The sequence below is a fragment of the Negativicoccus succinicivorans genome (assembly GCF_018373335.1).
GTDB lineage: Bacteria > Bacillota > Negativicutes > Veillonellales > Negativicoccaceae > Negativicoccus > Negativicoccus succinicivorans_A.
The window spans coordinates 1-23,769 of record NZ_JAHAHH010000008.1; the positions used below are offsets into that span (position 1 = coordinate 1).

The 23,769-nt window shown below is 49.0% G+C and carries 21 protein-coding genes; 19 read left to right on the plus strand and 2 right to left on the minus strand.

Annotation, left to right across the window (positions count from 1 at the left end; genetic code table 11):
- Positions 1 to 50 precede the first annotated feature (50 nt).
- The 10 genes from tsaE to KH813_RS01455 all read left to right on the plus strand — a co-directional run bounded on the left by tsaE (position 51) and on the right by KH813_RS01455 (position 11,034).
- The gene (gene tsaE / locus KH813_RS01410) at positions 51 to 530 is read left to right on the plus strand and encodes a tRNA (adenosine(37)-N6)-threonylcarbamoyltransferase complex ATPase subunit type 1 TsaE (protein ID WP_303992321.1); all 480 of its coding nucleotides are present in this window, start codon (positions 51 to 53) and stop codon (positions 528 to 530) included.
- Positions 514 to 1,209 (plus strand): tRNA (adenosine(37)-N6)-threonylcarbamoyltransferase complex dimerization subunit type 1 TsaB, encoded by a 696-nt coding sequence (gene tsaB, locus KH813_RS01415; RefSeq protein WP_303992323.1) that lies wholly within the window; start codon positions 514 to 516, stop codon positions 1,207 to 1,209. Before tsaE ends, tsaB begins: the two co-directional genes overlap by 17 nt.
- Positions 1,182 to 1,652, plus strand: a complete 471-nt coding sequence (gene rimI / locus KH813_RS01420) for a ribosomal protein S18-alanine N-acetyltransferase (RefSeq protein WP_303992326.1) — start codon at positions 1,182 to 1,184, stop codon at positions 1,650 to 1,652. Before tsaB ends, rimI begins: the two co-directional genes overlap by 28 nt.
- Positions 1,649 to 2,662, plus strand: a complete 1,014-nt coding sequence (gene tsaD / locus KH813_RS01425) for a tRNA (adenosine(37)-N6)-threonylcarbamoyltransferase complex transferase subunit TsaD (protein ID WP_303992328.1) — start codon at positions 1,649 to 1,651, stop codon at positions 2,660 to 2,662. Before rimI ends, tsaD begins: the two co-directional genes overlap by 4 nt.
- Entirely contained in the window at positions 2,662 to 4,053 is a 1,392-nt protein-coding gene (locus KH813_RS01430) for a sensor histidine kinase (protein WP_303992331.1), read from the plus strand. Before tsaD ends, KH813_RS01430 begins: the two co-directional genes overlap by 1 nt.
- Positions 4,053 to 4,637: an ANTAR domain-containing response regulator gene (locus KH813_RS01435; protein ID WP_303992333.1), complete on the plus strand. Its 585-nt coding sequence runs from the start codon at positions 4,053 to 4,055 to the stop codon at positions 4,635 to 4,637. Before KH813_RS01430 ends, KH813_RS01435 begins: the two co-directional genes overlap by 1 nt.
- Positions 4,638 to 4,762: 125 nt before the next feature.
- Positions 4,763 to 5,050: a co-chaperone GroES gene (gene groES / locus KH813_RS01440; RefSeq protein WP_024049037.1), complete on the plus strand. Its 288-nt coding sequence runs from the start codon at positions 4,763 to 4,765 to the stop codon at positions 5,048 to 5,050.
- Between the two features lie 65 nt (positions 5,051 to 5,115).
- Positions 5,116 to 6,747: a chaperonin GroEL gene (gene groL, locus KH813_RS01445; RefSeq protein ID WP_303992335.1), complete on the plus strand. Its 1,632-nt coding sequence runs from the start codon at positions 5,116 to 5,118 to the stop codon at positions 6,745 to 6,747.
- 334 nt (positions 6,748 to 7,081) lie between these two features.
- Positions 7,082 to 9,748: a valine--tRNA ligase gene (locus KH813_RS01450; RefSeq protein ID WP_303992338.1), complete on the plus strand. Its 2,667-nt coding sequence runs from the start codon at positions 7,082 to 7,084 to the stop codon at positions 9,746 to 9,748.
- Positions 9,745 to 11,034, plus strand: coding sequence for a folylpolyglutamate synthase/dihydrofolate synthase family protein (locus KH813_RS01455; protein ID WP_303992341.1), 1,290 nt, complete (start codon positions 9,745 to 9,747; stop codon positions 11,032 to 11,034). Before KH813_RS01450 ends, KH813_RS01455 begins: the two co-directional genes overlap by 4 nt.
- A gap of 25 nt (positions 11,035 to 11,059) precedes the next feature.
- On the opposite strand, the gene KH813_RS01460 is transcribed toward KH813_RS01455, so the two are convergent.
- On the minus strand, positions 11,060 to 12,814 hold the full coding sequence (locus KH813_RS01460) for a DUF4127 family protein (RefSeq protein WP_303992345.1): 1,755 nt from the start codon (positions 12,812 to 12,814) through the stop codon (positions 11,060 to 11,062).
- The gene (locus tag KH813_RS01465) at positions 12,811 to 13,473 is read right to left on the minus strand and encodes a trimeric intracellular cation channel family protein (protein ID WP_303992348.1); all 663 of its coding nucleotides are present in this window, start codon (positions 13,471 to 13,473) and stop codon (positions 12,811 to 12,813) included. Before KH813_RS01465 ends, KH813_RS01460 begins: the two co-directional genes overlap by 4 nt.
- A gap of 124 nt (positions 13,474 to 13,597) precedes the next feature.
- Here KH813_RS01465 and KH813_RS01470 point away from each other — a divergent pair, with 124 nt between their 5' ends.
- From KH813_RS01470 to mraY, 9 genes are all read left to right on the plus strand, one after another.
- The gene (locus KH813_RS01470; protein ID WP_303992351.1) at positions 13,598 to 16,513 is read left to right on the plus strand and encodes an insulinase family protein; all 2,916 of its coding nucleotides are present in this window, start codon (positions 13,598 to 13,600) and stop codon (positions 16,511 to 16,513) included.
- Positions 16,467 to 17,441 carry a glutamate--tRNA ligase family protein gene (locus KH813_RS01475; protein WP_303992354.1) on the plus strand — a complete coding sequence of 325 codons (975 nt, stop codon included), beginning with the start codon at positions 16,467 to 16,469 and terminating at the stop codon, positions 17,439 to 17,441. Before KH813_RS01470 ends, KH813_RS01475 begins: the two co-directional genes overlap by 47 nt.
- Positions 17,438 to 17,809 carry a CoA-binding protein gene (locus KH813_RS01480; RefSeq protein ID WP_303992357.1) on the plus strand — a complete coding sequence of 124 codons (372 nt, stop codon included), beginning with the start codon at positions 17,438 to 17,440 and terminating at the stop codon, positions 17,807 to 17,809. The genes KH813_RS01475 and KH813_RS01480 overlap by 4 nt, the downstream gene beginning before the upstream one ends.
- Before the next feature lie 244 nt (positions 17,810 to 18,053).
- Positions 18,054 to 18,488: a division/cell wall cluster transcriptional repressor MraZ gene (gene mraZ, locus KH813_RS01485; RefSeq protein ID WP_303992360.1), complete on the plus strand. Its 435-nt coding sequence runs from the start codon at positions 18,054 to 18,056 to the stop codon at positions 18,486 to 18,488.
- Positions 18,489 to 18,494: 6 nt separating this feature from the next.
- Positions 18,495 to 19,424 (plus strand): 16S rRNA (cytosine(1402)-N(4))-methyltransferase RsmH, encoded by a 930-nt coding sequence (gene rsmH, locus KH813_RS01490; protein ID WP_303992363.1) that lies wholly within the window; start codon positions 18,495 to 18,497, stop codon positions 19,422 to 19,424.
- Positions 19,425 to 19,439: 15 nt separating this feature from the next.
- Positions 19,440 to 19,844: a hypothetical protein gene (locus KH813_RS01495; RefSeq protein ID WP_303992367.1), complete on the plus strand. Its 405-nt coding sequence runs from the start codon at positions 19,440 to 19,442 to the stop codon at positions 19,842 to 19,844.
- Between the two features lie 48 nt (positions 19,845 to 19,892).
- Complete coding sequence (locus KH813_RS01500; protein WP_303992375.1) at positions 19,893 to 21,383, plus strand: UDP-N-acetylmuramoyl-L-alanyl-D-glutamate--2,6-diaminopimelate ligase; 1,491 nt, start codon at positions 19,893 to 19,895, stop codon at positions 21,381 to 21,383.
- Between the two features lies 1 nt (position 21,384).
- Positions 21,385 to 22,752, plus strand: coding sequence for a UDP-N-acetylmuramoyl-tripeptide--D-alanyl-D-alanine ligase (gene murF / locus KH813_RS01505; protein WP_303992370.1), 1,368 nt, complete (start codon positions 21,385 to 21,387; stop codon positions 22,750 to 22,752).
- 12 nt (positions 22,753 to 22,764) lie between these two features.
- Entirely contained in the window at positions 22,765 to 23,724 is a 960-nt protein-coding gene (gene mraY, locus KH813_RS01510; protein WP_303992373.1) for a phospho-N-acetylmuramoyl-pentapeptide-transferase, read from the plus strand.
- Positions 23,725 to 23,769: the final 45 nt, after the last annotated feature.

The window sequence follows — 23,769 nt, forward strand, 5'->3', positions numbered from 1 at the left end:
GATACGTGTCACGCATTGCAAGTCACCGGCTATAATCATTTTGGAGGCATATGAAACAGCAAGCGGTATTTATCACTAAGGGACAGGAAGAAACCCGTCGGCTCGGAGCGATTTTTGCTCGGCATGCGTATGACGGATTATATTTAGCACTGGCAGGCGACTTGGGCGCCGGGAAGACACAATTGGCGAAAGGGGTGGCGCAGGGCTTAGGTATTGCGGGAGAAGTGGCAAGTCCCACGTTCACCATTTTGCATGAGTATGACACCGAGCCGCTTGCGTTTCATCATTTTGATTTATATCGGCTGGAGAGTGCGGCTGAACTTTCCAATATAGGTTTTGAAGAATTTGGGCGTGAAGGTGTGACGTTGGTAGAATGGGCCAATAAATTTTTAGAGGAGTTACCGCGACATGCGGTGCAAGTGCAAATGCACAAGCAAGATGAAATGACACGAGAAATTGTCGTTAGGGCGCAAGATAAGAAAGCGCAGCAATGGCTAGAGGAGGTGGCGGCAGATGTGGCTCGCGCTTGATACATCGGGTGCTACCTCGAACGTAGCGGTGGGGACGGCGCAAAAAGTAGTAGCGGAACTTTCCGTGCGGCGTAAACGTACGCATTCCGAACAAATCGTTCCCCATATAGAAACGGTCCTTCGACTCGCGGGACTTGATCGTGCCGACCTGACCGGGATTGCGGTAACATCCGGACCAGGCTCATTTACCGGACTGCGGATCGGGTTGGCTACGGCGAAAGCAATAGCGTTTGCGTTACAGATCCCGCTCGTCGGAGTGAACACCATGCACGCGCTGATGTATAATTATAAAAATGTTGCCGGTTCGTTACTTTCTTTACTGGATGCGCAAAAAGGAAATGTCTATTACAGTTTAGGAAGATGGACTGATGACCGGTTGGAATTGGCTATCGACAGTCGGATTGCACCTCTTAGCGAAGTGATTGCCGCAGTTAAACATGAGGCGGAAGATGTAGTATGTCTGGGCGAAGCGGCGGAGCTTTTTGCTGATGAACTCGAAGCGGCGGGGTTGCGGTTGGCTCCGTCCTATCAACAGGCAGTGCGAGCCGCGTCGCTCTTGGATTATGCGGCGGTGGAATTGGCACAGCGCGGAAGTGATGATGTATTTACGCTGGTGCCTCAATATTTACGTAAAAGTGAGGCGGAAGTGCTATGGGAAAAGCGCCGGAAAATAAAATAAATATTCGTATCGCAATCACCGATGATTTGCCGTCGATTGAGCGAATTGAAAAGGATTGCTTTCCGGATCCATGGTCGGCAAAGACGTTGCGACATGATTTCTTGCAGGGACCCGGTAATTTTTTAGTTGCCACCAACGGAACGGAAGTCATCGGTTATGTGAATCTGTGGTTTGTAGCGGATGAAGTGCAACTCGTCCGGATTGCGGTCATGTCCGACCAAAGGGAACAGGGTATCGGTACGCAATTGTTGGCGCGAGCCATTGACGAAGCGAATGATCGTAAAGCGCGATGCTTGCATTTAGAAGTGAGGGAATCAAATGCTGTCGCGCTGGACTTATATCAGCGGGCAGGATTTGTCGTGCGAACGAAGCGTGAAGATGCATACAGTAATCCCCGTGAAGACGGTTACTTACTGACGCGGGAACTGGAGGAAACAGAGTGAAAATTTTGGCATTGGAAACGAGTTGCGATGAAACATCGGCGGCAGTTATCGAAGACGGTCGTACGGTACTGGCGGATATTATCGCTTCGCAAATCGATATCCATCGTCGGTTTGGCGGCGTGGTTCCCGAAATCGCATCGCGTCACCATATAGAAGACGTGATGCCGGTCGTAGCGGAAGCACTGACAACGGCAGGGCTTACGCTCGCCGATATCGATGCGATTGCAGTCACGCAGGGGCCGGGGCTCGTGGGCGCATTGCTTGTCGGAGTTGCCTGCGCAAAAGCACTCAGTTTCGCGGCGGATAAGCCTCTGCTTGCGGTAAATCATATGGAAGGGCATATTTATGCTAATCTGGTAGCGCATTCGGACTTAGAGCCGCCGTTTTTGACGTTGGTTGTTTCCGGAGGACATACCATGCTGGTAGATGTGCCGGCGTACAACGAATTTCAACTGCTCGGCGAGACCAAGGATGATGCCGCCGGCGAGGCTTTTGATAAAATCGCTCGCGTGATGGGCTATCCGTACCCGGGCGGACCGCATATCGATCGCTTAGCGGCCGAAGGAAATCCGCATGCAATTGAATTTCCGCAAGCACTGCGTAATGAAGATAACTTTGACTTCAGTTTCAGCGGTGTAAAATCGGCGGTTTTAAATTATTTACATAATTGTGAGCAGCGTGGGGAAACGTATCGTCCGGAAGACGTAGCCGCATCATTTCAGCATGCGGTGGTGAATGTGCTGGTCGAAAAAACGATTCGCGCGGCGCAACAGCAACATCGTGACACCGTCTGCATTGCCGGCGGTGTGGCAGCCAACAGCGGCTTGCGTCAGGAATTGGCAGTGGCATGCCAACGCGCGGGGCTGCGACTTCTGACTCCGGACCCGCGCTTTTGCACTGACAATGCGGTGATGATCGGCTCCCGCGCTTTTTATCAATACGAGGCGGGACAATTTGCGGATTGGACGTTAAATGCAGACCCCAGATTGCCGTTCCGAGGGACGATGTGATGTCATTTTCATTGCGGGAGTATATTACGCAAACATCCGTTTCCGCTGTCGGCGCGCGCATTTTAACAGAGCTTACCGCGTGGCTGGGATTTTTAGCGGATTTAACGCAAAAAAATATTTTGTTTTTTGTGCCGGATGCGGAAAAGACTGCTGTTATTGTCACCGAAAAGGCAGCACCGGCGGTGGGGGTAGCCATTGATTTCGGTCAGGTAGGTGAGAAGTTTCCGCTCAAGTACGAACAGATTCTGACCGGCGTGTTGCGTACAGGTCGACCGATCAGCGGTCGACGGGAAGTCGACCTCGGAGTAAGTCTTTCGTTTGATGTATACCCGGTATTGGATAATGCAGGACTTGTGCTGGCGCTGATTGCATTCGTCGGCAGTCCGGATAATACCCCGCAACTTTTATTGGATAGCGCCTGGCGTTTGCTGGGGTTACCCTATCCTACCGAAGCCGCGGAGCAAATGAACGTTTCTACGCAGGACGGCATACTTCTATATAATCCGGCGGGGCGCGTTGTTTATATGAATGAGATCGGGCAGCGTTTATTACATCTTTGGGAAGTTTCGCAGCCAAATACAGCGTTACGCATGAGCGACAGTCTGGTGATGGCGCCGGTCGAACAGGCGCGCACGGAAAAAGCGATTGTAACGGCGGAATGGGAGTTGCCGCAGGCGGTATTAACTGCCAGAGCGTTGCCCATTCCTGCGGAAGGTACCGTAGCCGGCGTGCTTTTGCTCTTAACTGACGTCACGATGCTACGGCAAAAAGAAAAAGAAATTTTTGTCAAAGACGTCGTTATTCAAGAAATTCATCATCGGGTTAAAAATAATTTGCAAACCGTTGCCAGTCTCTTGCGAATGCAGGAGCGGCGCAGCGGCGAGGAAACAAAAGCGGCTTTAAAAGAGGCGGAACGGCGTATTTTGGCGATTGCCGCCATTCACGATACGTTAGCCGCACAAGTGGAAGATGAAGTTGATATTGCCTTGCTAATCGAAGGATTGATTCAACAGTTGCGATTGGAATGGGCACCGGCCGTTGAAATTACTTGGGAGGCTGCCGGCACCTGGGGCACGGTGACATCCGAAGATGCACTGACGATCGGAATGACGGTGCACGAGCTGGTACAAAATGCTTGTGAACACGGCAAAGGGGAAAGCAAGCAACAACGAGTGAATGTGCGCTTATACGGTGATGCCGATAAATTGCGACTGACAATCCAAAATTTCGGTCCTCCGCTGCCGTCAGATTTTTCACCGGATCGGTATCGTCTCGGCTTGCAAATTGTGGCAAATCTGGTGAAATTCCATTTAGGCGGAACGTTTGTCATGCAAAACGAGAAAAATAGTGTGCTCGCCATTTGCCAATTTCCGCGCAAGGAGGAAAAATGATGGATCGCTTACGCGTAGTCGTAGCGGATGATGAGGGCTTGATCGCGATGGACGTTGCCGAAATGTTGACAGAATCCGGTTACGATGTGGTAGGTGTCGGTAAAGACGGAGTAGAGGCACTCGCACTTGGCAAAAAATGGCAGCCGGATATTTTTGTCCTGGATTTAAAAATGCCGCGCCTGGACGGAATTGAAACCGCGCGTCGGTTGCGTTCGGAAGGACTGGGGCCTGTCGTTTTGCTGACGGCGTACAGTGAAGAAAATTTGGTGCAAAAAGCAGGCGAGTCGGGAGTCTACGGTTACTTACTCAAGCCGGTGCGGGAGATCGATTTACGAGTCACTTTGCAACTGGCGCTGGCGAGATATCGTGAACACAATGAATTGTCGCAGTCGCGCGCGCGTGCGGAAGAAAAGCTGGCCGCCCGTAAAACGATCGATCGTGCGAAAGGATACCTGATGAGCCGTTACCATTTAACGGAAGAACAGGCATATGAAAAGCTGCGAAATTTTGCGATGCAAAAAGGGAAAAAAATCGAAGAGATCGCGGCTGCTTTAGTACAGCAAATGGCGTCACAAAAAAGATAAAAAGACAAAAAATCAAAAAGACACTTGCTTTTTTTAGGCAAGTGTCTTATTATTATACATGTAATTAGCACTCAATGAATAGGAGTGCTAATAAATTTCGATAATCCTTCAAGGAGGTAGTGTAGATGTTAAAACCGTTAGCAGATCGTGTATTGATTAAAGTTGTGGAAGCGGAAGAAAAAACTAAAGGCGGCATTTTCTTGCCGGATACAGCGCAAAAGAAATCGCAAAAAGGGGAAGTACTTGCGGTAGGGCCGGGTAAAGTAGCCGACAACGGCACACGGATCCCGATGGAATTGAAAGCGGGCGACCATGTACTGTTCGCCAAATATGCAGGTACGGACATCGAAGAAAACAACGAAAAGTTTTTACTGATTGCAGAGCGCGATGTTCTCGCTGTTTTGGACAAATAAAAGGCAGTCGATTTTACTGATTCCAACAAATGTAGCATGTAAGTGTATATAAAGGAGCAAACTAAATGGCTAAAACAATTCAATTTAATGAAGAAGCACGTCGCGCTCTTTTGACGGGTGTTGATACGCTGGCGAATGCAGTCAAAGTAACGCTCGGACCGAAAGGCCGCAACGTTGTCCTCGATAAAAAATTCGGTGCGCCGACGATTACCAATGACGGTGTAACGATTGCCCGTGAAATCGAACTCAAAGATATGGTGGAAAACATGGGCGCGCAACTCGTCAAAGAAGTAGCGACCAAAACCAATGACGTGGCCGGTGACGGTACGACGACAGCGACTCTCTTGGCGCAGGCGATGATTCGTGAAGGCATGCGCAATGTAGCGGCCGGTGCCAATCCGATGGTACTGAAACGCGGCATTGAAATGGCGGTTAAACAACTCGTTGAGGAAATCAAAGCACATTCGATCACTGTCGAAGGTAAAGATGCGATTGCGCAGGTAGCATCCATTTCCGCCGGCGACGAAGAAATCGGTCAGATGATTGCCGATGCGATGGAAAAAGTCGGTAAAGACGGTGTTATTACTGTGGAAGAGTCCAAAGGTATGGGCACGCAACTTTCTGTTGTGGAAGGTATGCAGTTTGACCGCGGTTACATTTCGCCGTACATGATCACCGATACCGACAAAATGGAAGCTGTGATGAGCGATCCGTACATTCTCGTTACCGACCGTAAAATCGGCGCGATTGCGGATCTTTTGCCGGCGTTGGAACAAGTCGTTCAAGCGGGTAAAGAACTCCTGATCATTGCGGAAGACGTGGAAGGCGAAGCATTGGCGACTCTCGTTGTCAACAAACTGCGCGGCACATTCCGCGCGGTAGCAGTCAAGGCTCCGGGCTTCGGTGATCGTCGTAAAGCGATGCTCGAAGATATCGCGATTTTGACCGGCGCGACCTTGATTACGGAAGATCTTGGCCGTAAGCTGGATAGCGTCACCCTGGAGGATCTCGGTTCGGCTCGTCAGGTGCGGGTAGCGAAAGACGAAACGACAATCGTTGATGGTGCCGGTCAATCGGAAGACATCAAGGCACGCGTAGCGCAGATTCGTTCGCAATATGAAGCGGCGACTTCCGAATTCGACAAAGATAAATTGCAAGAACGCTTGGCTAAAATGGCCGGCGGCGTAGCAGTGATCGAAGTCGGCGCGGCGACGGAAGTCGAGCTCAAAGATAAAAAATTACGTTTGGAAGATGCTCTCAACGCGACTCGCGCAGCGGTCGAAGAAGGTATCGTCGCCGGTGGCGGTACGACGTTCCTTGATATCCAGAGTGCATTGGATCAATTAGATGTTGAAGGCGACGTACGTACGGGCGTACAGCTTGTTCGTCGCGCGATTGAAGAACCGGTTCGTCAGATTGCAGACAATGCGGGTCTCGAAGGTTCGATTGTAGTGGATAAAGTCAAAGCGGCCGGTGCCGGCATCGGTTTTAACGCATTGACGGAAGAGTATGAAGACATGGTCAAATCCGGCATTGTGGATCCGGCTAAAGTCACCCGTTCGGCCTTACAAAATGCGGCCAGCATCGCGGCTCTTGTTTTGACGACAGAAGCAGTGATTGCCGATGAACCGCAGGAACAACCGGCAATGCCTCCGGCAGGCATGGGCGGTATGGGCGGTATGGGCGGCATGATGTAAGCTCGCCACATTCGCGTAAAAATACACCTCGTCATTTGACGAGGTGTATTTTATTTGACAATTAAGCTATGCTTTAGTACAATACTTGCAAATCGTTAATGACAATGACGGGAAGAAGAAACGCCCCTTCGGTGCAGAGAGCGATACATCGGCTGCAAGTATCGTCCGAATTGCGTTTTATGTCACCCCCGAGTCGGCAGAAAGAAAGGTCTGTCCGGTTGCGCACGTTACGCGTCTCAAGGGATCAATGGATAATTTAGGTGGTACCGCGGAAGCATAACTTTCGTCCTATGTGGGCGAAAGTTTATTTTTTTATTTAAAAGGAGGGTCCAGGATGGGAAAATATAAAAATTTAACCAGCTACAATCCCGCTGAAATTGAACAGAAATGGTATCAGTTCTGGGAAGAAAACGGTGTTTTTCATGAAGAACCGAAACCGGGAGAAAAAGCGTACAGCATTGTTTTACCGCCGCCGAATGTCACTGGACAATTGCATATGGGACATGCGTTGGATGATACATTACAGGACGTTTTGATTCGTTTTAAGCGGATGCAGGGTTATAACACGTTGTGGTTACCGGGAAAAGATCACGCCGGCATTGCGACGCAAATCAAGGTTGAAGAGGAACTTGCCAAAGAGGGTTTGACACGGGATGATTTAGGGCGAGAGGCTTTTGTCGAACGCGTTTGGGATTGGAAAGAAAAATTCGGCGACCGGATCGGTCAGCAGATTCGTCGTTTGGGAGCTTCCTGTGACTGGTCACGCGAGCGCTTTACACTGGATGAAGGGTGCTCGAAAGCCGTCCGCGAAGTCTTTGTTTCCTTGTACGAAAAAGGCTTGATTTACCGCGGCTTCCGGATTACCAACTGGTGCCCGCGTTGCATGACGGCATTGTCGGATATCGAAGTGGAATACGAAGACGAAGCCGGTAAGCTGTACTACGTCAATTATCCGTTAGTCGACGGTGACGGTTATATTCAGATTGCCACCACGCGACCGGAAACGATGTTGGGCGATACCGGTATCGCTGTTCACCCGGAAGATGAACGGTATGCAAAATATATTGGTAAAAAAGTTATTGTGCCGCTGGCTGATCGTGAAATTGAAGTGGTTGCTGACAGCTATGTCGAACCGGAATTCGGTACAGGCGCGGTTAAAATCACGCCGGCACATGATCCGAACGATTTCGAGATGGGGGAACGCCATCAATTGGAATCGATTGTTATCATGAATCCGAACGGTACGCTCAATGAAAACGCCGGCGCCTTTAACGGTATGGAGCGATATGCCGCGCGCAAAGCAGTAGTGGCGGCATTGCGGGAAAAAGGTTTGCTGGTAAAAATCGAGGATGCCGATCATGCGGTCGGACACTGCTCGCGCTGCCACACGACCATCGAGCCGCTCGCTACGCGGCAATGGTTCGTCAAAATGGAACCGCTGGCGAAACCCGCGTTACAAGCGGTAGAAGAAAAGCGGACAGAGTTTGTACCGCCGCGTTTTACGCAAACCTACACTCATTGGCTTGAAAATATTCGCGACTGGTGTATTTCCCGTCAGCTTTGGTGGGGGCATCAGATTCCGGCCTGGTATTGTAACGAATGCGGCGAAACGATCGTTTCCCGTGAAGATATCACAACCTGTCCGCATTGCGGCGGCAGCGTGACACAGGATCCCGATGTTCTGGATACCTGGTTCAGTTCGGCACTGTGGCCGTTTTCCACTATGGGGTGGCCGGACCAAACGCCGGAACTTAAGCAATGGTATCCGACCAATACTTTGGTAACCGGCTACGATATTATTTTCTTTTGGGTCGCTCGCATGATGTTTACGGGACTCGAATTCATGAAGGAAGCACCGTTTAAACACGTTTTTATTCACGGTTTGGTGCGCGACAGCCAAGGCCGTAAAATGAGCAAATCACTTGGCAACGGCATTGACCCGCTGGAAGTCATCAATGAATACGGTGCGGATGCCTTGCGTTTTACGCTGATGACGGGCAATACCCCGGGTAATGACATGCGCTTTTACATGGAACGTGTCGAAGCGAATCGCAACTTCGCCAATAAAATTTGGAATGCCGCTAAATTTGTATTGATGAATTTAGAAGGCTATGAAGAAACACATGCTTTTTCACCCGAAGAATTAACACTTGCCGATCGTTGGATTTTGGAACGCCTGGCGCAGACGGAAGAAAGCGTCACAGCAAACCTTGAAAAATTTGAATTGGGAGAAGCGGCGGGAAGTGTTTATGAATTCATTTGGAATATCTTCTGCGACTGGTATATAGAGGCTGTCAAGCCGCGTTTATATGCGGATGATAATGCCGCCGACCGTGCGGTGGCGCAGGGGGTACTGGTTTATGTTTTGACACGCGCATTGGCGTTATTACATCCGTTTATGCCGTTTGTCACCGAACATATCTGGCAGCATTTACCGCATGAAGGGTTGACGCTCGCCAAAGCGCCATGGCCGACGCCCGATCCGGCGCTGCGCTTTGCGGATGCCGCCGAACAAATGGACCGTTTGATGGATGCGATCAAAGCCGTACGTAACTTGCGCGCGGAGGCGGATATCGCGCCGAGTCAAAAAGTACCTTTGTTGTTACGTGTGAAACGAGATGATTTGACGGCGGTGGTAGAAGATCATCCGCTCTATTTTGAAAAATTGGCTAATACGAGTGCAGTAAACCTGCTTGCCAATGATGCGCCGGCGCCGGAAAATGCGTTGACTGCGATTACCGACGGTTTAGAAATTTACGTTAAGCTGGCAGATGTTATCGACGTTGAAAAAGAGAATGTACGGATTCAGGCGGAAGAAGATAAGTTTCATCAGGAAGTCGCGCGTTTGGAGAAAAAGCTTGGTAATGAGTCGTTTGTAACCAAAGCACCCGCCGAGATTGTGGAAAAAGAACGCGAAAAACTGGCCAACTATAACGAAAAACTGGCCACGTTAATGGAGCGTAGGGAGTTTTTAGCTACGCTTGCAAAGGAGAAGGCATGAATTATCAAGAATCGATTGCTTGGCTGACGGAGACGGCAGCGTTCGGTATTCAGCCCGGCTTGCAGCGAATTGAAGCACTTTTAGAAGGACTCGGCCATCCTGAAAATGCGTTTAAAAGCATTCATGTGGCAGGTACCAACGGAAAAGGAAGCGTTACCGTCATGCTGGAAAGTGTTTTGCAGCAAGCCGGTATTTCCTGCGGACGCTTTACTTCTCCGCATTTGGAAGAATATACTGAGCGAGTCCGCATCAATGGCGCGGATATTTCGTCATCGGATTTTGCGAAATATTTAAGTCAGGTACGCGAAGTCGCAGAGAAAAATGTCGCGGCAGGCGGTGAAATGGCAACGGAATTCGAGTTGCTGACAGCCTGTGCCTTTCTTGCATTTCAGGCTAAGGGCGTGGAATACGCCGTAGTGGAAGTGGGCATGGGCGGTCGCTTGGATTCGACGAATGTTATTATTCCGGAAGTTGCCGTGATTACTAATGTATCGCTCGATCATACGCAATATCTCGGAGCTACAGTGGAAGAGATTGCCGCGGAAAAAGCGGGCATCATCAAAGATAATGTTCCCTTGGTGACATCCGCACATCGGACCGCTTTGAAAATCATTAAAGAAATCGCACATAAAAAGAATGCGCCGATATACATGTGGGATCGCGACTTTTCGGTCGAGCGACGCACGACCTTTGATCGCGGCCAAATTATCACGCTTAAACGCAAGGATAACGCTGATGCAATGCTCTTTGTGCCGTTTTTCGGTATGCACCAGACGGTCAATGCGGCAGTAGCGGCTATGGCTTTAACAGTGTTAATGAAAAAGGAAGCACGGATTACGGAAGATCATTTGCGTGAAGGCATTTCCCGAGCACAGTGGCCGGGACGTTTTGAAGTCATTGAGGGTGATGTGCCCGTGATTTTGGACGGTGCTCACAATGTGGACGGAGCGGCTGCACTTGCTATGACGCTGAATGAGATGTATCCGAATAAGAAACGCTTTTTCGTATTTGCATCGTTGAAGGATAAAGATATTGAAGGAATCGTGGAAGAATTATTCCGTGAAGAAGATACTATTATCGCCGTACCTGCGTCGACGCCACGTACGCGCAGTGCAGAGGAGATCTGTAAATACTTACCGGGAACGACCGAAACAGCGACAGATGTAGTTGCCGGACTGGAACGCGCGAAAGAACTTGCGCAACCGGGAGACATCATTGTAGTTTGCGGATCGCTTTATTGTTTGGGTGATGCACGCCGTTATTTGCGGCAAAAAGCGCTGCATTAAAAAACGCCTCTTAAGAGGCGTTTTTTTATTGCTTTTGTATGGGTGTCGTGGTTTTGTCGTCAGAAGCGCTTGGCGCTGCCGGGGTAGACTTGTCGCTATTCTTGGTATTTTGGCTTTGTGCCGCACTCTCCGCAGCTGCTTTTTCTGCCGCCTTTCGCGCGGCTTCTTGGCGAGCTCGCTCAGCAAGGATATCTCTCATCAACGGATATTGCGGTGTCGGAGCTACCGTGATTTGCGTTTCAAAGAGGCGTCCCCAGGGGAAACGCGCCGTTACAGTACGAGGGTTGATGTCAAGGTGCTCTTCGGCAAAAGTTTGGATTTTTTCCACCAGCATTTCCGAAAGACGAGGATTTAATTTGCCGGAGTATTTGACATTGTCCGTGCGCAGGTTTTCCTGTTCACGATAGATTTCTTTGCGAATATTCGCCTGGTAACCCCAGTTATCCAAGTATTGTTCTGTGAGCATGCGATGCTGTGCTTTTTCCGGCATTTGCGCGGCTAAAATGCCTTGCGCTACCGCGTAGCCTACCGTATTTGAAGCGGTATTCCATCCGTTATACGCGGAGATTTTATAGAGTAGGTTGGCGTTTTGCATTTCTTTTAAAAGGGTATTGTCGGAGCCGTTAGAATAAAAGATATCGGCGACGCTGACCGGAATGTGGCGTGAAAGCGCATCTTCTACACGGGTTAAAAAGGCAGCGGCACTTTTACGCGGCATAGCAAGGTTGGCAAAGGCTTCCGATTCGCCGGTGACATCACTGAGGGGAGTGTTAACGGCCAGTAAAAGGTCCGGCTTTTCCATGGTAACAATTTCAGCGCCGACAGCAGTGACGTGATCCGCGATCGTTTTGCCGATGCTTTGGTTTTCATAATGTGGCATCGTATCAGCGCCGCCGCCGAGCGGGTAAATAACACGAATTTTAGGCATTGCTTGCGAACGATCCACATGGTAGCGGGCAATTAATAAAAGACCTAATTGGTCAGCGCCGGGGAAGGAGCCATATACACGCGGGGATAGATTTTCCGTCATTTTTTCGAGATAACGGGCCTCTAATGAGGACTGCGAAAAGCCGGCCGTATCGTCATGACCGAGGCAGAAATAGGTGAGCACACCGGAGGCGGCATCCTGAATTAACATTTCGTTGACCTGGTTGTTTTTAGTGCGCCGCGCAAACCAATCCTGCATATATTCCAGCGGTACGGACATCCGCAGCGATAAAAGCTTAGCGGACTCTTCCGCAGTTAAGCCTTCCGTATCGGCTTTGTCCTGCCAGTAGGCAATTTCAAAGATTTTCGGACCGTAGTCGGCATAGTAGGAAGGCTCTACTTTGCCGTCACTGGCTCGCGGGGAACGCATGATTGTGCCGAATGCATAGATCGGCATCGTCGGATGCGCATTGTGCAGTGCGGCGAGTTCCGAGAGGCGATTTTTCAAGGTTAAAATATTGATATCATGCTTGCGGGAATCCACTAAACCGCCATAAATTAAAGTGTCCGTAGAAAGAACGAGTGCGTCTGCCTGATTGACGTTTTGCTTGATCCATTCCCAAATTTTATCGGGTGAACCTTGGTAGCCCTGATCAGAGAGATAAATTTCCGGTGGGGTCAGCACCGTGTAACCTGCGGCTTGCGCCGTATTTACCGTATAAGAATAACTGACAGGGCGGTTGTCTTGCGGCACGTATAAAATCGTTGCCGCGCATGCCGCTTGACCGGCGCCGAAAGCAAATACACCGATCATTAGTGTTTGGATTGCCTTACGATAAAATGTATGCTTCATGATTCTCTCCTTTTATATTTACCTGAATGATCTCGGCGGTGTGCTCTGGGCAACTCTAATTTATATCGTATAGCCAGCAAACGGATGAGCATAACGGTTAAAAAAGCCAGCGGAACGGCCCAGGCCAAATTTGCCACCTGACGTACAAAGCAAAATACAATGCCGCCGGCTACCGAAGCGGAGGCATAGACTTCATTGCGGAATACCACAGGAATGCGCAGTGCGCAGATATCACGAATAATGCCGCCGCCACATGCCGTGATCAGACCAAGTGTCACCGGTAACAGAAAGACTGAACGAGGATCCGCCGCCACGCCTACCATCGCGCCGGTCACTGTAAAAGAAGCCAGGCCGAAAGTATCGGCGAGATTATATAGATAGAGCGAATAGCGTCGGGCTTTGTTATTGCCGCGCAACCTTCGGGATGAAAATAAAAGAGCTACCACCGTTACCAGTGAGATCGCAATGTAGCTGCCATCTTCGAGAGCACTCGGCGGTGTATTGCCGACGAGTGTATCACGAATCATACCGCCACCGACAGCAGTCACTAAGGCAAGCGTGGCAATGCCGAAAATATCCATGCGTCTTTGCATTCCTACCAATGCGCCCGAAATCGCAAAGGCAATCGTTCCCAAATAATCAAAAATCAGTGCAATCATACATCCTCACAGTTATCAAGATTGGCTATATTATACCATGTTTGAGAGACGCGCTTAAGATCTCTTCGGAGACCGATAAGTGCTATGTTACAATAAGAGTAGCAAAAAATGAAGGAGTGATGTTGTGAAATACGAAAAAAACGATCAAGTCGCGGGCTTTACTGTCCAAGAAGTATCGTACATTAATGAAATTAGCGCGCAAGCGTATATAATGCAACACGATCAGACCAAGGCAAAGCTGCTGTTTTTAGCTACGGAAGATGATAATAAAGTGTTTTCGGTAACGTTTCGCACGCCTCCGTCTGACAGTACAGGCGTCGCGCATATTTTGGAGCACTCGACGTTGTGCGGATCTGACAAATATCCGTTACGTGAACCGTTTGTCGAACTGGTCAAAGGGTCGTTGAATACTTTTTTAAATGCGATGACATTCCCGGATAAAACGATGTATCCGGTCGCCAGCCGCAACGCCAAAGACTTTCAGAATTTGATGGATGTATACTTGGATGCCGTGTTCCATCCGAATCTGCGTAAAGATCCGTATATTCTTATGCAAGAAGGTTGGCATTATGAATTGGATGACGCGGATCAGCCTTTGATTTATAAAGGCGTTGTGTATAACGAAATGAAAGGCGCGTTGTCATCGCCGGATGATGTATTGGGACAAAAAGCGATGGAGGTGCTTTTTCCCGATACTACGTACGGACATGAATCGGGCGGTGACCCCGACCACATCCCGGAATTGACGTTTGAAGCATTCACGGATTTTTATCAACAATACTATCATCCGTCCAATGCGTACTTTTTCCTCTACGGCGATATGCCGCTCGAGGAAACGTTGACGTATATTTCGGAAAAATACTTGAACGACTATCATTACCGGGAGATCGACAGTGAAATCGCTACGCAAAGCGCGCCTGCTAGACGAGAGAAAGCTACATTCTACTACGGCGTGACGGAAGATGAAGAACGTCAGGGGAAAACGCTGCATGCCATCGATATCGTCTTGCCGGATACTCTCAGCCCGGCGCAAATGATGGCGATGGAAGTTTGGAATTATGCGCTTTTGACTATTCCCGGTGCACCGTTACGTCAGGAAATTATCTCAAAAGGGTTGGCAACGGATGTTTCCGGCAGCATTATCGATAGTTTGAAACAGCCCGTTTGGCACATTGAGGCGATCGGCTCGGAACGAGAGCACCAAGCGGCTTTGGTGCAATTGTTTGATGCCTTTATGCAGAAAATTGCTGCGCAAGGTTTTTCGTCTGAGCTTCTGAGTGCGGCGCTGAATCGTCTGGAGTTTTCGTTGCGGGAAAATGATTTTAACGGTCGTCCCAAAGGACTGTTTTACAATTTGCGAGCATTGGATTTCTGGTTGTACGATCGCGATCCATTACAGGGATTGCGGTACGAAGAAGATATCCGAGAATTGCGTGATGGGATCACCTCCGGAACATTTCATACCATTATTGGCGATCTGATTTGTCGTAACCCGCATCAAGCTGTCATTACCATGGCCCCGCAAGTCGGTTTGCAGGAAGAAAAGGAGCAGGCGGTACGTGAAAAACTGGCAGCCCTTAAAGAGGCGCTTTCGCCTGAGGAAGAGCGCCGGATTATCGAGCAGACGGCAACATTAAAACGGCGGCAACAAACGGCAGACAGTGAGGAGCAACTTGCTACCATACCGCTCCTGGAACGCGACGAATTACCGAAGAAGGTCGATTCGGACGCGTTGTTGCAGGAGCATGTTGAAGGTTTTCCGGTCTACCGTATGGCAGGGGACAGCAACGGAATTTTGTATGCGACTCTTTATTTTCCTCTTTTGCATTTAACGACACAGGAATATTTATATGCGGTTCTTTTGAGTGATGTGCTTGGTGAATTGGATACCCGAGGTTATACCTATGCCGAGTTGGCGCAGCAAATCAATTTTCATACCGGCGGGATTACTGTCGGATTAAAAAGCGGTTCCCGTTACGATGATGACAGAGATGTCTACTCATATTTTGTGGTCCGAGGCAAAGCATTAACATCCAATACGTCACAGCTTGTTACCTTGACCAATGAATTGATCAATCATACTCTGTTCACCGACACGAAACGATTGACGGAGCTGATCAATGAAAAGAAGACCGATTGGAATTTACAACTTTTCCGTCGGGGGAACGCGTTAATGATGAACCGTGCATTATCCTATGTTTCACCGTTGGAGCGTTTACGTGATCAGTCGGGATTATCCTATTTTGTTTTCTTGCAGAAGTTGGCACAGCATAGCACGGAAGAAATTATTACGGCGTTGCAGCAAACGAGCCGGCGTATTTTCCGGACGATGGGATCGTTCGCGCTGATTTGCGGTGGCGAAGAAGAGAGCACTGCCTGGCAACAGGAAAGTCCACGTTTAGTGGCGGATTTAGAGCAAGAAAAATCAGCGGGTGCGCCTCTTGTGCTGGATTTACATACCGGTAACGAGGGCTTTATCAGCGTAGGCAAGGTACAGTATGTTGCGCAAGGCGGTAATTTCCGTCGCGAGGGGCACACATATCATGGTGCGCTGGCAGTATTGGAACATATCTTGCGCTATGAGTATCTTTGGCAGAATGTACGTATTTTAGGTGGAGCGTACGGCGCGCATGCGCAAATTATGAGCAACGGCAACAGCGTTTTTTGTTCGTACCGGGATCCTAATTTAGCGGAAACATTACAGGTATACGCGGACATGCCGGCTGCCATCGGTCGATTTGAAGCGACGGACCGTGCGATGCGGCAGTATGTCATCGGTGCACTGGCACCGACGCAGACGCAGTTTACTTTACCGATGCGCGGAGAGCGTGCACTCAACAGAATGCTTTCCAAAATGCCGGATACATTCAGCCAGCAAATTCGGGATGAGATTATTCACTGTACGCAAAGTGATATTCGTGCGCAAGCGCCGCTGCTGCAAAGCATCATCGCACAACGACACATCAGCGTGATGGGTGGTGCTACAAAACTCAATGAGCAACGTGAAATTTTCAGGGACATCATCAACTTCGGCAAATAATTACCGAGGACGCTATGCACCGAGCCCGACCGGTTACTTACATTTAGGCAACGTTTGGACGGCATTGATTTCCTGGTGTGCGGCGCAACAAAATAACGGCCGATGGATTTTGCGGCTCGAAGATTTGGATCGGGCGCGCTGCCAAAAAATATACGAAGATGCAATGTACGAAGATCTGCATGCGCTGGGCTTTATATGGGCCGAAGGTCCCGACATCGGCGGCCCGTATGGACCGTATCGCCAATCAGAACGTTTGGATATTTACAATAACATCATCGGACAGTGGAGAGAGACAGGGAGAATGTACGCTTGTACTTGTTCACGCGCACGTCGCTTAGCGATTGCATCTGCACCGCATCGTGGTGACCATCATGTGGATTATGACGGACATTGCCGTTGGCATGTGCCTGAACTCATGAAAAGACCGCCTTCATGGAGGTATCGTGGTCGCAATGAAACTGTCATATACCAATCACGACGAGGCGAAACCATTTCTACGACTATGGTGGAAGGCGCCGATGATATACTCGTGTTGCGAGCCGATGGCGTGTACAGCTATCAATTTGCGGTGGCGGTAGATGATGCGATGATGCGTATCACGGAAGTTATTCGCAGCGTGGATCTGGCGGAGTCGACGGGCTGGCAGGTGCGTTTTATGAATGCGCTTGATTTGACGGCACCCATGTATTGGCACATACCATTACTTTGTGATTGGGAAGGAATACGCTTGTCAAAACGGCAGCACGGTATTACGGTTCGCGAGCTGTTAAAAGCGGGCAAAGCCCCTGCGGATATATTAGGATATCTGGGTTACTTGGCAGGGATTAATCCGCAGAGAAAACCGCAAACATTGCAGGAGCTGGCGAGCATTGATCTTGCGGAATGGCAGTTGGATTCACTTGAGATTCGACTAAAGGAGGGCTTATGACGGTACAAGAAGCATTACAGAAAAAAGTGTGGGCAGTAGTGGGTGCGACACCCAAACCGGAAAAATTCGGCTACAAAGTATATACAGTTTTGAAAAAGAATGGCTACGAAGTCTATCCTGTACATCCGAACGCCACTGAAATTGACGGCTCGCCTGTCTATCACAGCGTTTTGGATTTGCCTGTAGTTCCTGATGTGGTAGATTTCGTTGTCGGTGAAGAAGCGGGGTTAAAAGCTGTAGCAGAATGCGCGGAAAAAGGAGTCAAAACTATTTGGTTTCAACCCGGCGCGGATAAACCGCGCGTTTTAGAGGCGGCGAGAGAAGCGGGGATCAATGTGATTCAAGACTGTGTGCTTGTAAGATTATAATTTAATTAGAATTAGATAAAATAAAAAGATCTTTCTACTAGTGATAGTAAGAAAGGTCTTTTTTTATTACTCAATATCAACAGAATGTAGTGGAAGTACAAATGTACGGTACCAATGGTGGAATGAATTCTATAGAAATAAGAATCTTAGCAAATTTTAGAGCGAGTGGAGTCGGAATTTAAAATAGTGGGGGATTATGGTAGAATGTGGTTAAAAGTGGAGAAAAGAGGTGAGGCAAGTGTTCATGGGAAAATATTCCCACTTGGTGGATGCCAAGGGCAGAATGATTATTCCCGCCGGGTTTCGCGCAGAGTTGGGCGAACGTTTTGTAATTACGCGCGGTTTGGACGCTTGCGTTGCCGTTTATCCGCTCGAACGGTGGGAGCAAGTGGCGGAACGGCTACAGCAGCTTTCCAGTACGCGCAAAGAAGTGCGTATGCTGATTCGCTTTTTGATTGGCGGCAGTAGTGAAGTGGAATGCGATAAACAGGGGCGTATTTTGCTCCCGGCGCATTTACGAGACTATGCGCAAATCAAGCGGGAGGCGGTTGTAGTCGGTACCGGCACTCAGCTTGAAATTTGGAGCAAAACTCAGCTGGCGGCACAGGAAGAGGCAGCCAGAGATTCCATTAGTGATGTGGCGGCAGGAATTGATCTGCCGATTGGCTTCAGTTTGTAGGTGAACATGTTTCATCACGTAACCGTCTTACTCAAAGAAACTGTTGATGGTGTCGTACAGAACCCTCACGGCATATACGTCGATATGACACTGGGGGGTGGCGGCCATTCGCATGAAATTGCCTCACGACTTGCTCCGGACGGATGCCTGATCGGCATCGATCGGGATGCGGATGCTTTGCAGGCGGCTCGCCAACGACTAGATAAAGTGCACTGCGGGATTCATTTAGTGCAGCGAAATTATATAGAAATCAACGAAGTAGTCAATGAGCTGGGATTTACCGGCGTGGATGGAATCGTTTGTGATTTAGGGGTTTCTTCTTACCAATTAGATACAGAAGAACGAGGATTTTCATATCAGCATGACGCACCCCTGGATATGCGGATGGATCAACGCCAGGCGCTTACGGCGGAAACGGTTGTCAATACGTACTCCGCAAAAGAACTTGCGCAAGTCATTCGAGAGTACGGAGAAGAGCGATTTGCCAATCGTATCGCGCAACGTATTGTGGCACAACGAGAAGATCACCCGCTTACGACCACCGGAGAATTGGTGGAAGTGATCAAAGCGGCGATTCCGGCAGCCAAGCGACGTACCGGCCCGCATCCTGCAAAACGAACGTTTCAAGCCATACGGATCGAAGTCAACGGCGAGTTGAGAGATTTGGAAACGGCCGTACGCAATGCGGTAAAGGCATTGAAACCCGGCGGTAAAATCGGAATTATCAGTTTTCATTCTTTGGAAGACAGGATTATCAAGCATACGTTTCGAGATCTTGCAAGAGATTGTATATGTCCGCCGGAATTGCCGGTATGCCAGTGTGGGCATCAGGCGACGCTACGAAATGTCAGCAAGGCGATTCGGCCGACCGAGCAGGAGCTAGAGGATAATCCTCGAGCGCGGAGTGCGATTTTGCGAGTGGCGGAAAAAGTTTAAATGAGGTGACGAAAAATGTTGGCGAAAAGTTCAGTTTGGCAGTATGAGTTAGCAGAACGCGGTATAGCTTTACCCGTTTCGCGACCCAAAGCAAAAGAAGGAGCCACGAATAATCGAATGGCGGCAAGTGCTGCTGCAGTTTTGGTATTGTTGGCCCTTTTTGTTCTTTATGGAGCTAACATTTTTATTTCGCAAAAAGAATACGAAGTTCAAGAAGTACGCACTCGTGTGGTAGAATTAGCAAAGATGAATGAGGTGCTGCGGTTGGAAGTCGGACAACTGAAATCGCCGGGACGCATCCAACAAATCGCGGAGACGGAATTGGGCATGATTATTCCTACACAAGCTGTTTACAGCAGCGCCAAAGCAAGCACCGTGGTTGCACGTAGTGTTACTCCATCGGATAAAATTCGGGATTAAGAGCAGCCGTAAGGCTGCTTTCTTATTTTATAAACTAAGGAGTCAATGATGAAAACAGTCGCGCAGTTAGTATCGGTCCTGGAGAATGGGGTGTGCCGAGGGGACAATGGAAAACAAATTACCAACCTCAGCACTGATTCTCGTAAAATAGAAGCTGACGGACTTTTTATTTGTCTGCGCGGAGTACATGCGGACGGACATAAGTTTGTGGCCAGCGCTATGGCTAATGGTGCCGTTGCGATTATTTGCGATCATTACTTGGATGAGTTTCCGGAATTAACGCAAATTGTTGTCGCCGACACGGTAGCCGCCATGCAGACGGTGGTACCCTTTTTCTATGATTATCCGGCGCGTTCGTTGCGGATGATCGGCGTTACCGGTACGAATGGTAAAACGACGGTTACGCATATGATTGCGCACATTTTAGAAGACGCCGGATATTGTGTAGGGATTATCGGGACAGTAAATACTGTGATTAATGGTGTATCCGAACCGGTGCATAATACAACTCCGGACGTCGACTTGCTTCAAAATACATTGTTTCGCATGCGTGAGGCGGGCGTTACTCATGTTGTCATGGAGGTGTCTTCCCATGCATTGGCATTGGGACGTGTGGCCGGCTGTAAATATGACACCGCGGTATTTACCAACTTGACGCAGGACCATTTGGATTTTCACAAAACAATGGATAATTATGCCGCTGCGAAAGCAAAGCTTTTTGCGATGGTAGCGGAAAGTGAAGACAATGAATCGAAGGCGGCGGTAATCAATGCTGACGATTCGTATAGCAAGGTTATGCAGGAGCCCGTGGCGCACTCTCACTGCCACTTGCTCACATATGGACAAAATAAAAGCGCCGGTTTATATATCAGCGACGTTATCATTTCCGCGCAAGGCGCCAGGGGCACACTGCATTATGATGGAGAGCAATGGCCTTTTACGATCCAAAGCAGCGGCATGTTTAATGTGTACAACAGTTTGGCGGCGGTAGGGGCCGCTCTTATGGAAGGAATTGCCATGCCGCGAGTGCTTGCCAGCATGGCCAGTTTTATCGCTGTAGCGGGGCGCTTTGAGCGGGTAGATGAAGGGCAGAATTTCACAGTTATCGTTGATTATGCCCATACGCCGGATGGTTTGGAAAATATTTTGCGAACCGCTCGTGAGATTACCGATGGCCGAGTGTTATTGGCCTTCGGTTGCGGTGGCGATCGAGACGCAAAAAAACGTCCGATTATGGGAGCGGTTGCCGCTAAGCTGGCAGACTCTATTGTTATTACAAGCGATAATCCGAGAAGCGAAAATCCGGAAGAAATTATCCGTGAAGTTTATGCCGGCGCACAACCAAACGCATCTGCAACAGTTACGATTGCATGTGAAACGGATCGTGCCACCGCCATTCATAACATCATTGCCCAGGCTCAGCCGGGGGATGTTGTTTTGATTGCAGGAAAAGGGCATGAAACATACCAAATTTTAAATAGCGGTACAATTCATTTTGATGATCGTGAAGTAGCGCGTGAAGCATTGCGGGGAGAATAATATGGCAGCGTTTACAGAAGCAGAAATCATTCAAGCAACAGAAGCCGTAAAACTGCAGGGCCCTGAAGATGTAGCGGTAGGCAGTATCAGTACGGATACCCGCGGCGAACTTTCCGGATGTTTATTTGTGCCGTTAAAAGGGGAGCGTTTCGATGGACACGATTACTTGCAACAAGCGGTTGAGAACGGAGCTGTTGCGGTACTCTGTGATCAGGAGATCACGGCGCTGCCTAAAGAAGTGGCTGTGTATCGAGTTAAGCAAACACGTCGCGCACTGGAAGATCTCGCCGCGTATCATCGGCGACGTTTTGCATTGCCGGTCATTGCCGTTACCGGATCCAGCGGTAAAACTACTACTAAAGAACTGATTGCAAGCGTACTTGCACAAAAGTTTAGAGTACATAAGACTGAAAAAAATCATAATAACGAAATCGGTTTAGCGCAGACGTTACTTTCATTGCAACCGGAAGACGAAGTGTGCGTGGTTGAGATGGGGATGCGTGCACGCGGCGAAATCAAACGTTTGGCAGAGATTGCGGCCCCGACGATCGGTGTAGTTACGAATGTAGGTGTGGCTCATCTGGAACGACTTGGGAGTCAGGACGCCATTGCCGCTGCTAAGCAGGAATTAATTGAATCTATTCCGGAAAATGGTACGGCTGTGTTAAACTGGAATGATAAACGGGTACGCAACATGGCATCCGTTTGTCACGGTCGAGTAATTAGTTACGGAATTGAGCCACAGGCAAATGTGCAGGCACTCGATATTCAATACGGACTTGGTAAAACTAAATTTACCTGTCGGCTTTTCGATGAAGTGTTTCCTGTCACCTTACCGCTTTTAGGCGCACATAATGTGGCTAACGCTTTAGCGACGGTGGCTGTTGCACGTGTTTTGGGACTGTCGGCAAATCGTATTCAACGGGCACTTGCGGATGCTGTGGCCGGAGAACTGCGTCAGGAAATCGTAGATCGAAGCGGAATCCGTTTTGTTAATGATGCGTATAATGCTAATCCGCTTTCCATGGCCGCATCGCTGGCTTCCTTATCTCAATTTGGTGAGGGGCGATACGTTGCGGTGATCGGCGACATGTTGGAGCTGGGACCGAATGAAGTGGCCATGCATGAAGAACTTGCTGCTGCGGTGATTGCGGCAGGAATTACGGAACTTATTACAGTCGGCCCGCTGGCACGCGCTCTGGGAGAGGCAGTAAAAAAACAGAGTCACGTGAATGTACACAGCGTTGCAAATACAAATGAAGTAATGCCGTTGTTAAAACCGCTGTTGCAGGCAGGTGATATTGTTTTAATCAAGGGGTCACACTCCCTTCGTTTGGACACACTGGTAACTGAATGGAGTAATTCATAAAAGGATGACAGTATGAGTATTTATTCAAATTTTGTGGTATGTGTGTTTGGCGCACTATTCATGTTGCTTTTCGGTGCCATCGGTTTGCCGATATTGCGCCGACTGAATGCGCGCCAGGAGGTTCGGGAAGAAGGGCCGCAATCCCATCGCAAAAAAGCAGGAACCCCAACCATGGGTGGCATTTTAATGATCTTGGCATTTCTCACAACATTGCTTTTGGCCGGGAATTGGAATCCGGCTTACGGTTGGTTGCTTTTTTTAGTACTGGGACATTTTGCTCTCGGTCTGAGTGATGATGCTATCAAAGCACTACATCATCGCAACTTGGGACTGACTGCGAAACAAAAACTGGCCGGACAAATTTTTTTGGCGGCGATCTTTGCGTATGCATTGACAGATTCTCTGGGATTACCGACATCGCTTCATATACCGTTATTCGATACCAATATATCGCTCGGCAATTTTTATTATCTTTTTGCAATGATTGTTATCGTCGGAACGACGAATGCAGTTAATTTAACCGACGGCTTGGACGGCTTGGCTGCCGGTATCAGCGCACTCGTAGCGGCTGCATTTGTTTGGTTGAGTCTCAGCGCGCGCGATTTAGAATTGGCGCAATTTTCCGCCGCGTTGGCCGGTGTTTGTTTAGGATTTTTGGCATTTAATTACCATCCTGCAAAGGTTTTTATGGGAGACACAGGGTCATTGGCGTTGGGCGCTGCGTTTGCGGGACTGGCTTTGGTCACGCGGACAGAGTTGCTTTTGGTGATCATCGGCGGTGTGTTTGTAATGGAGGCGGTCTCGGTTATTTTACAGGTAGCATCATTTAAAACTACCGGTCGTCGCCTGTTTCGTATGAGTCCTTTACATCATCACTTTGAACTGGGAGGCTGGTCGGAAGTGAGGGTGGTTCATACCTTTTGGCTGGCAGCGTTACTTTGTGTCGGCGTCGGTATTTCTTTAACAATCTAGAGTGAATGAGCGGAAAATTTGAAGCGGTGATAAGCATGAAGTATA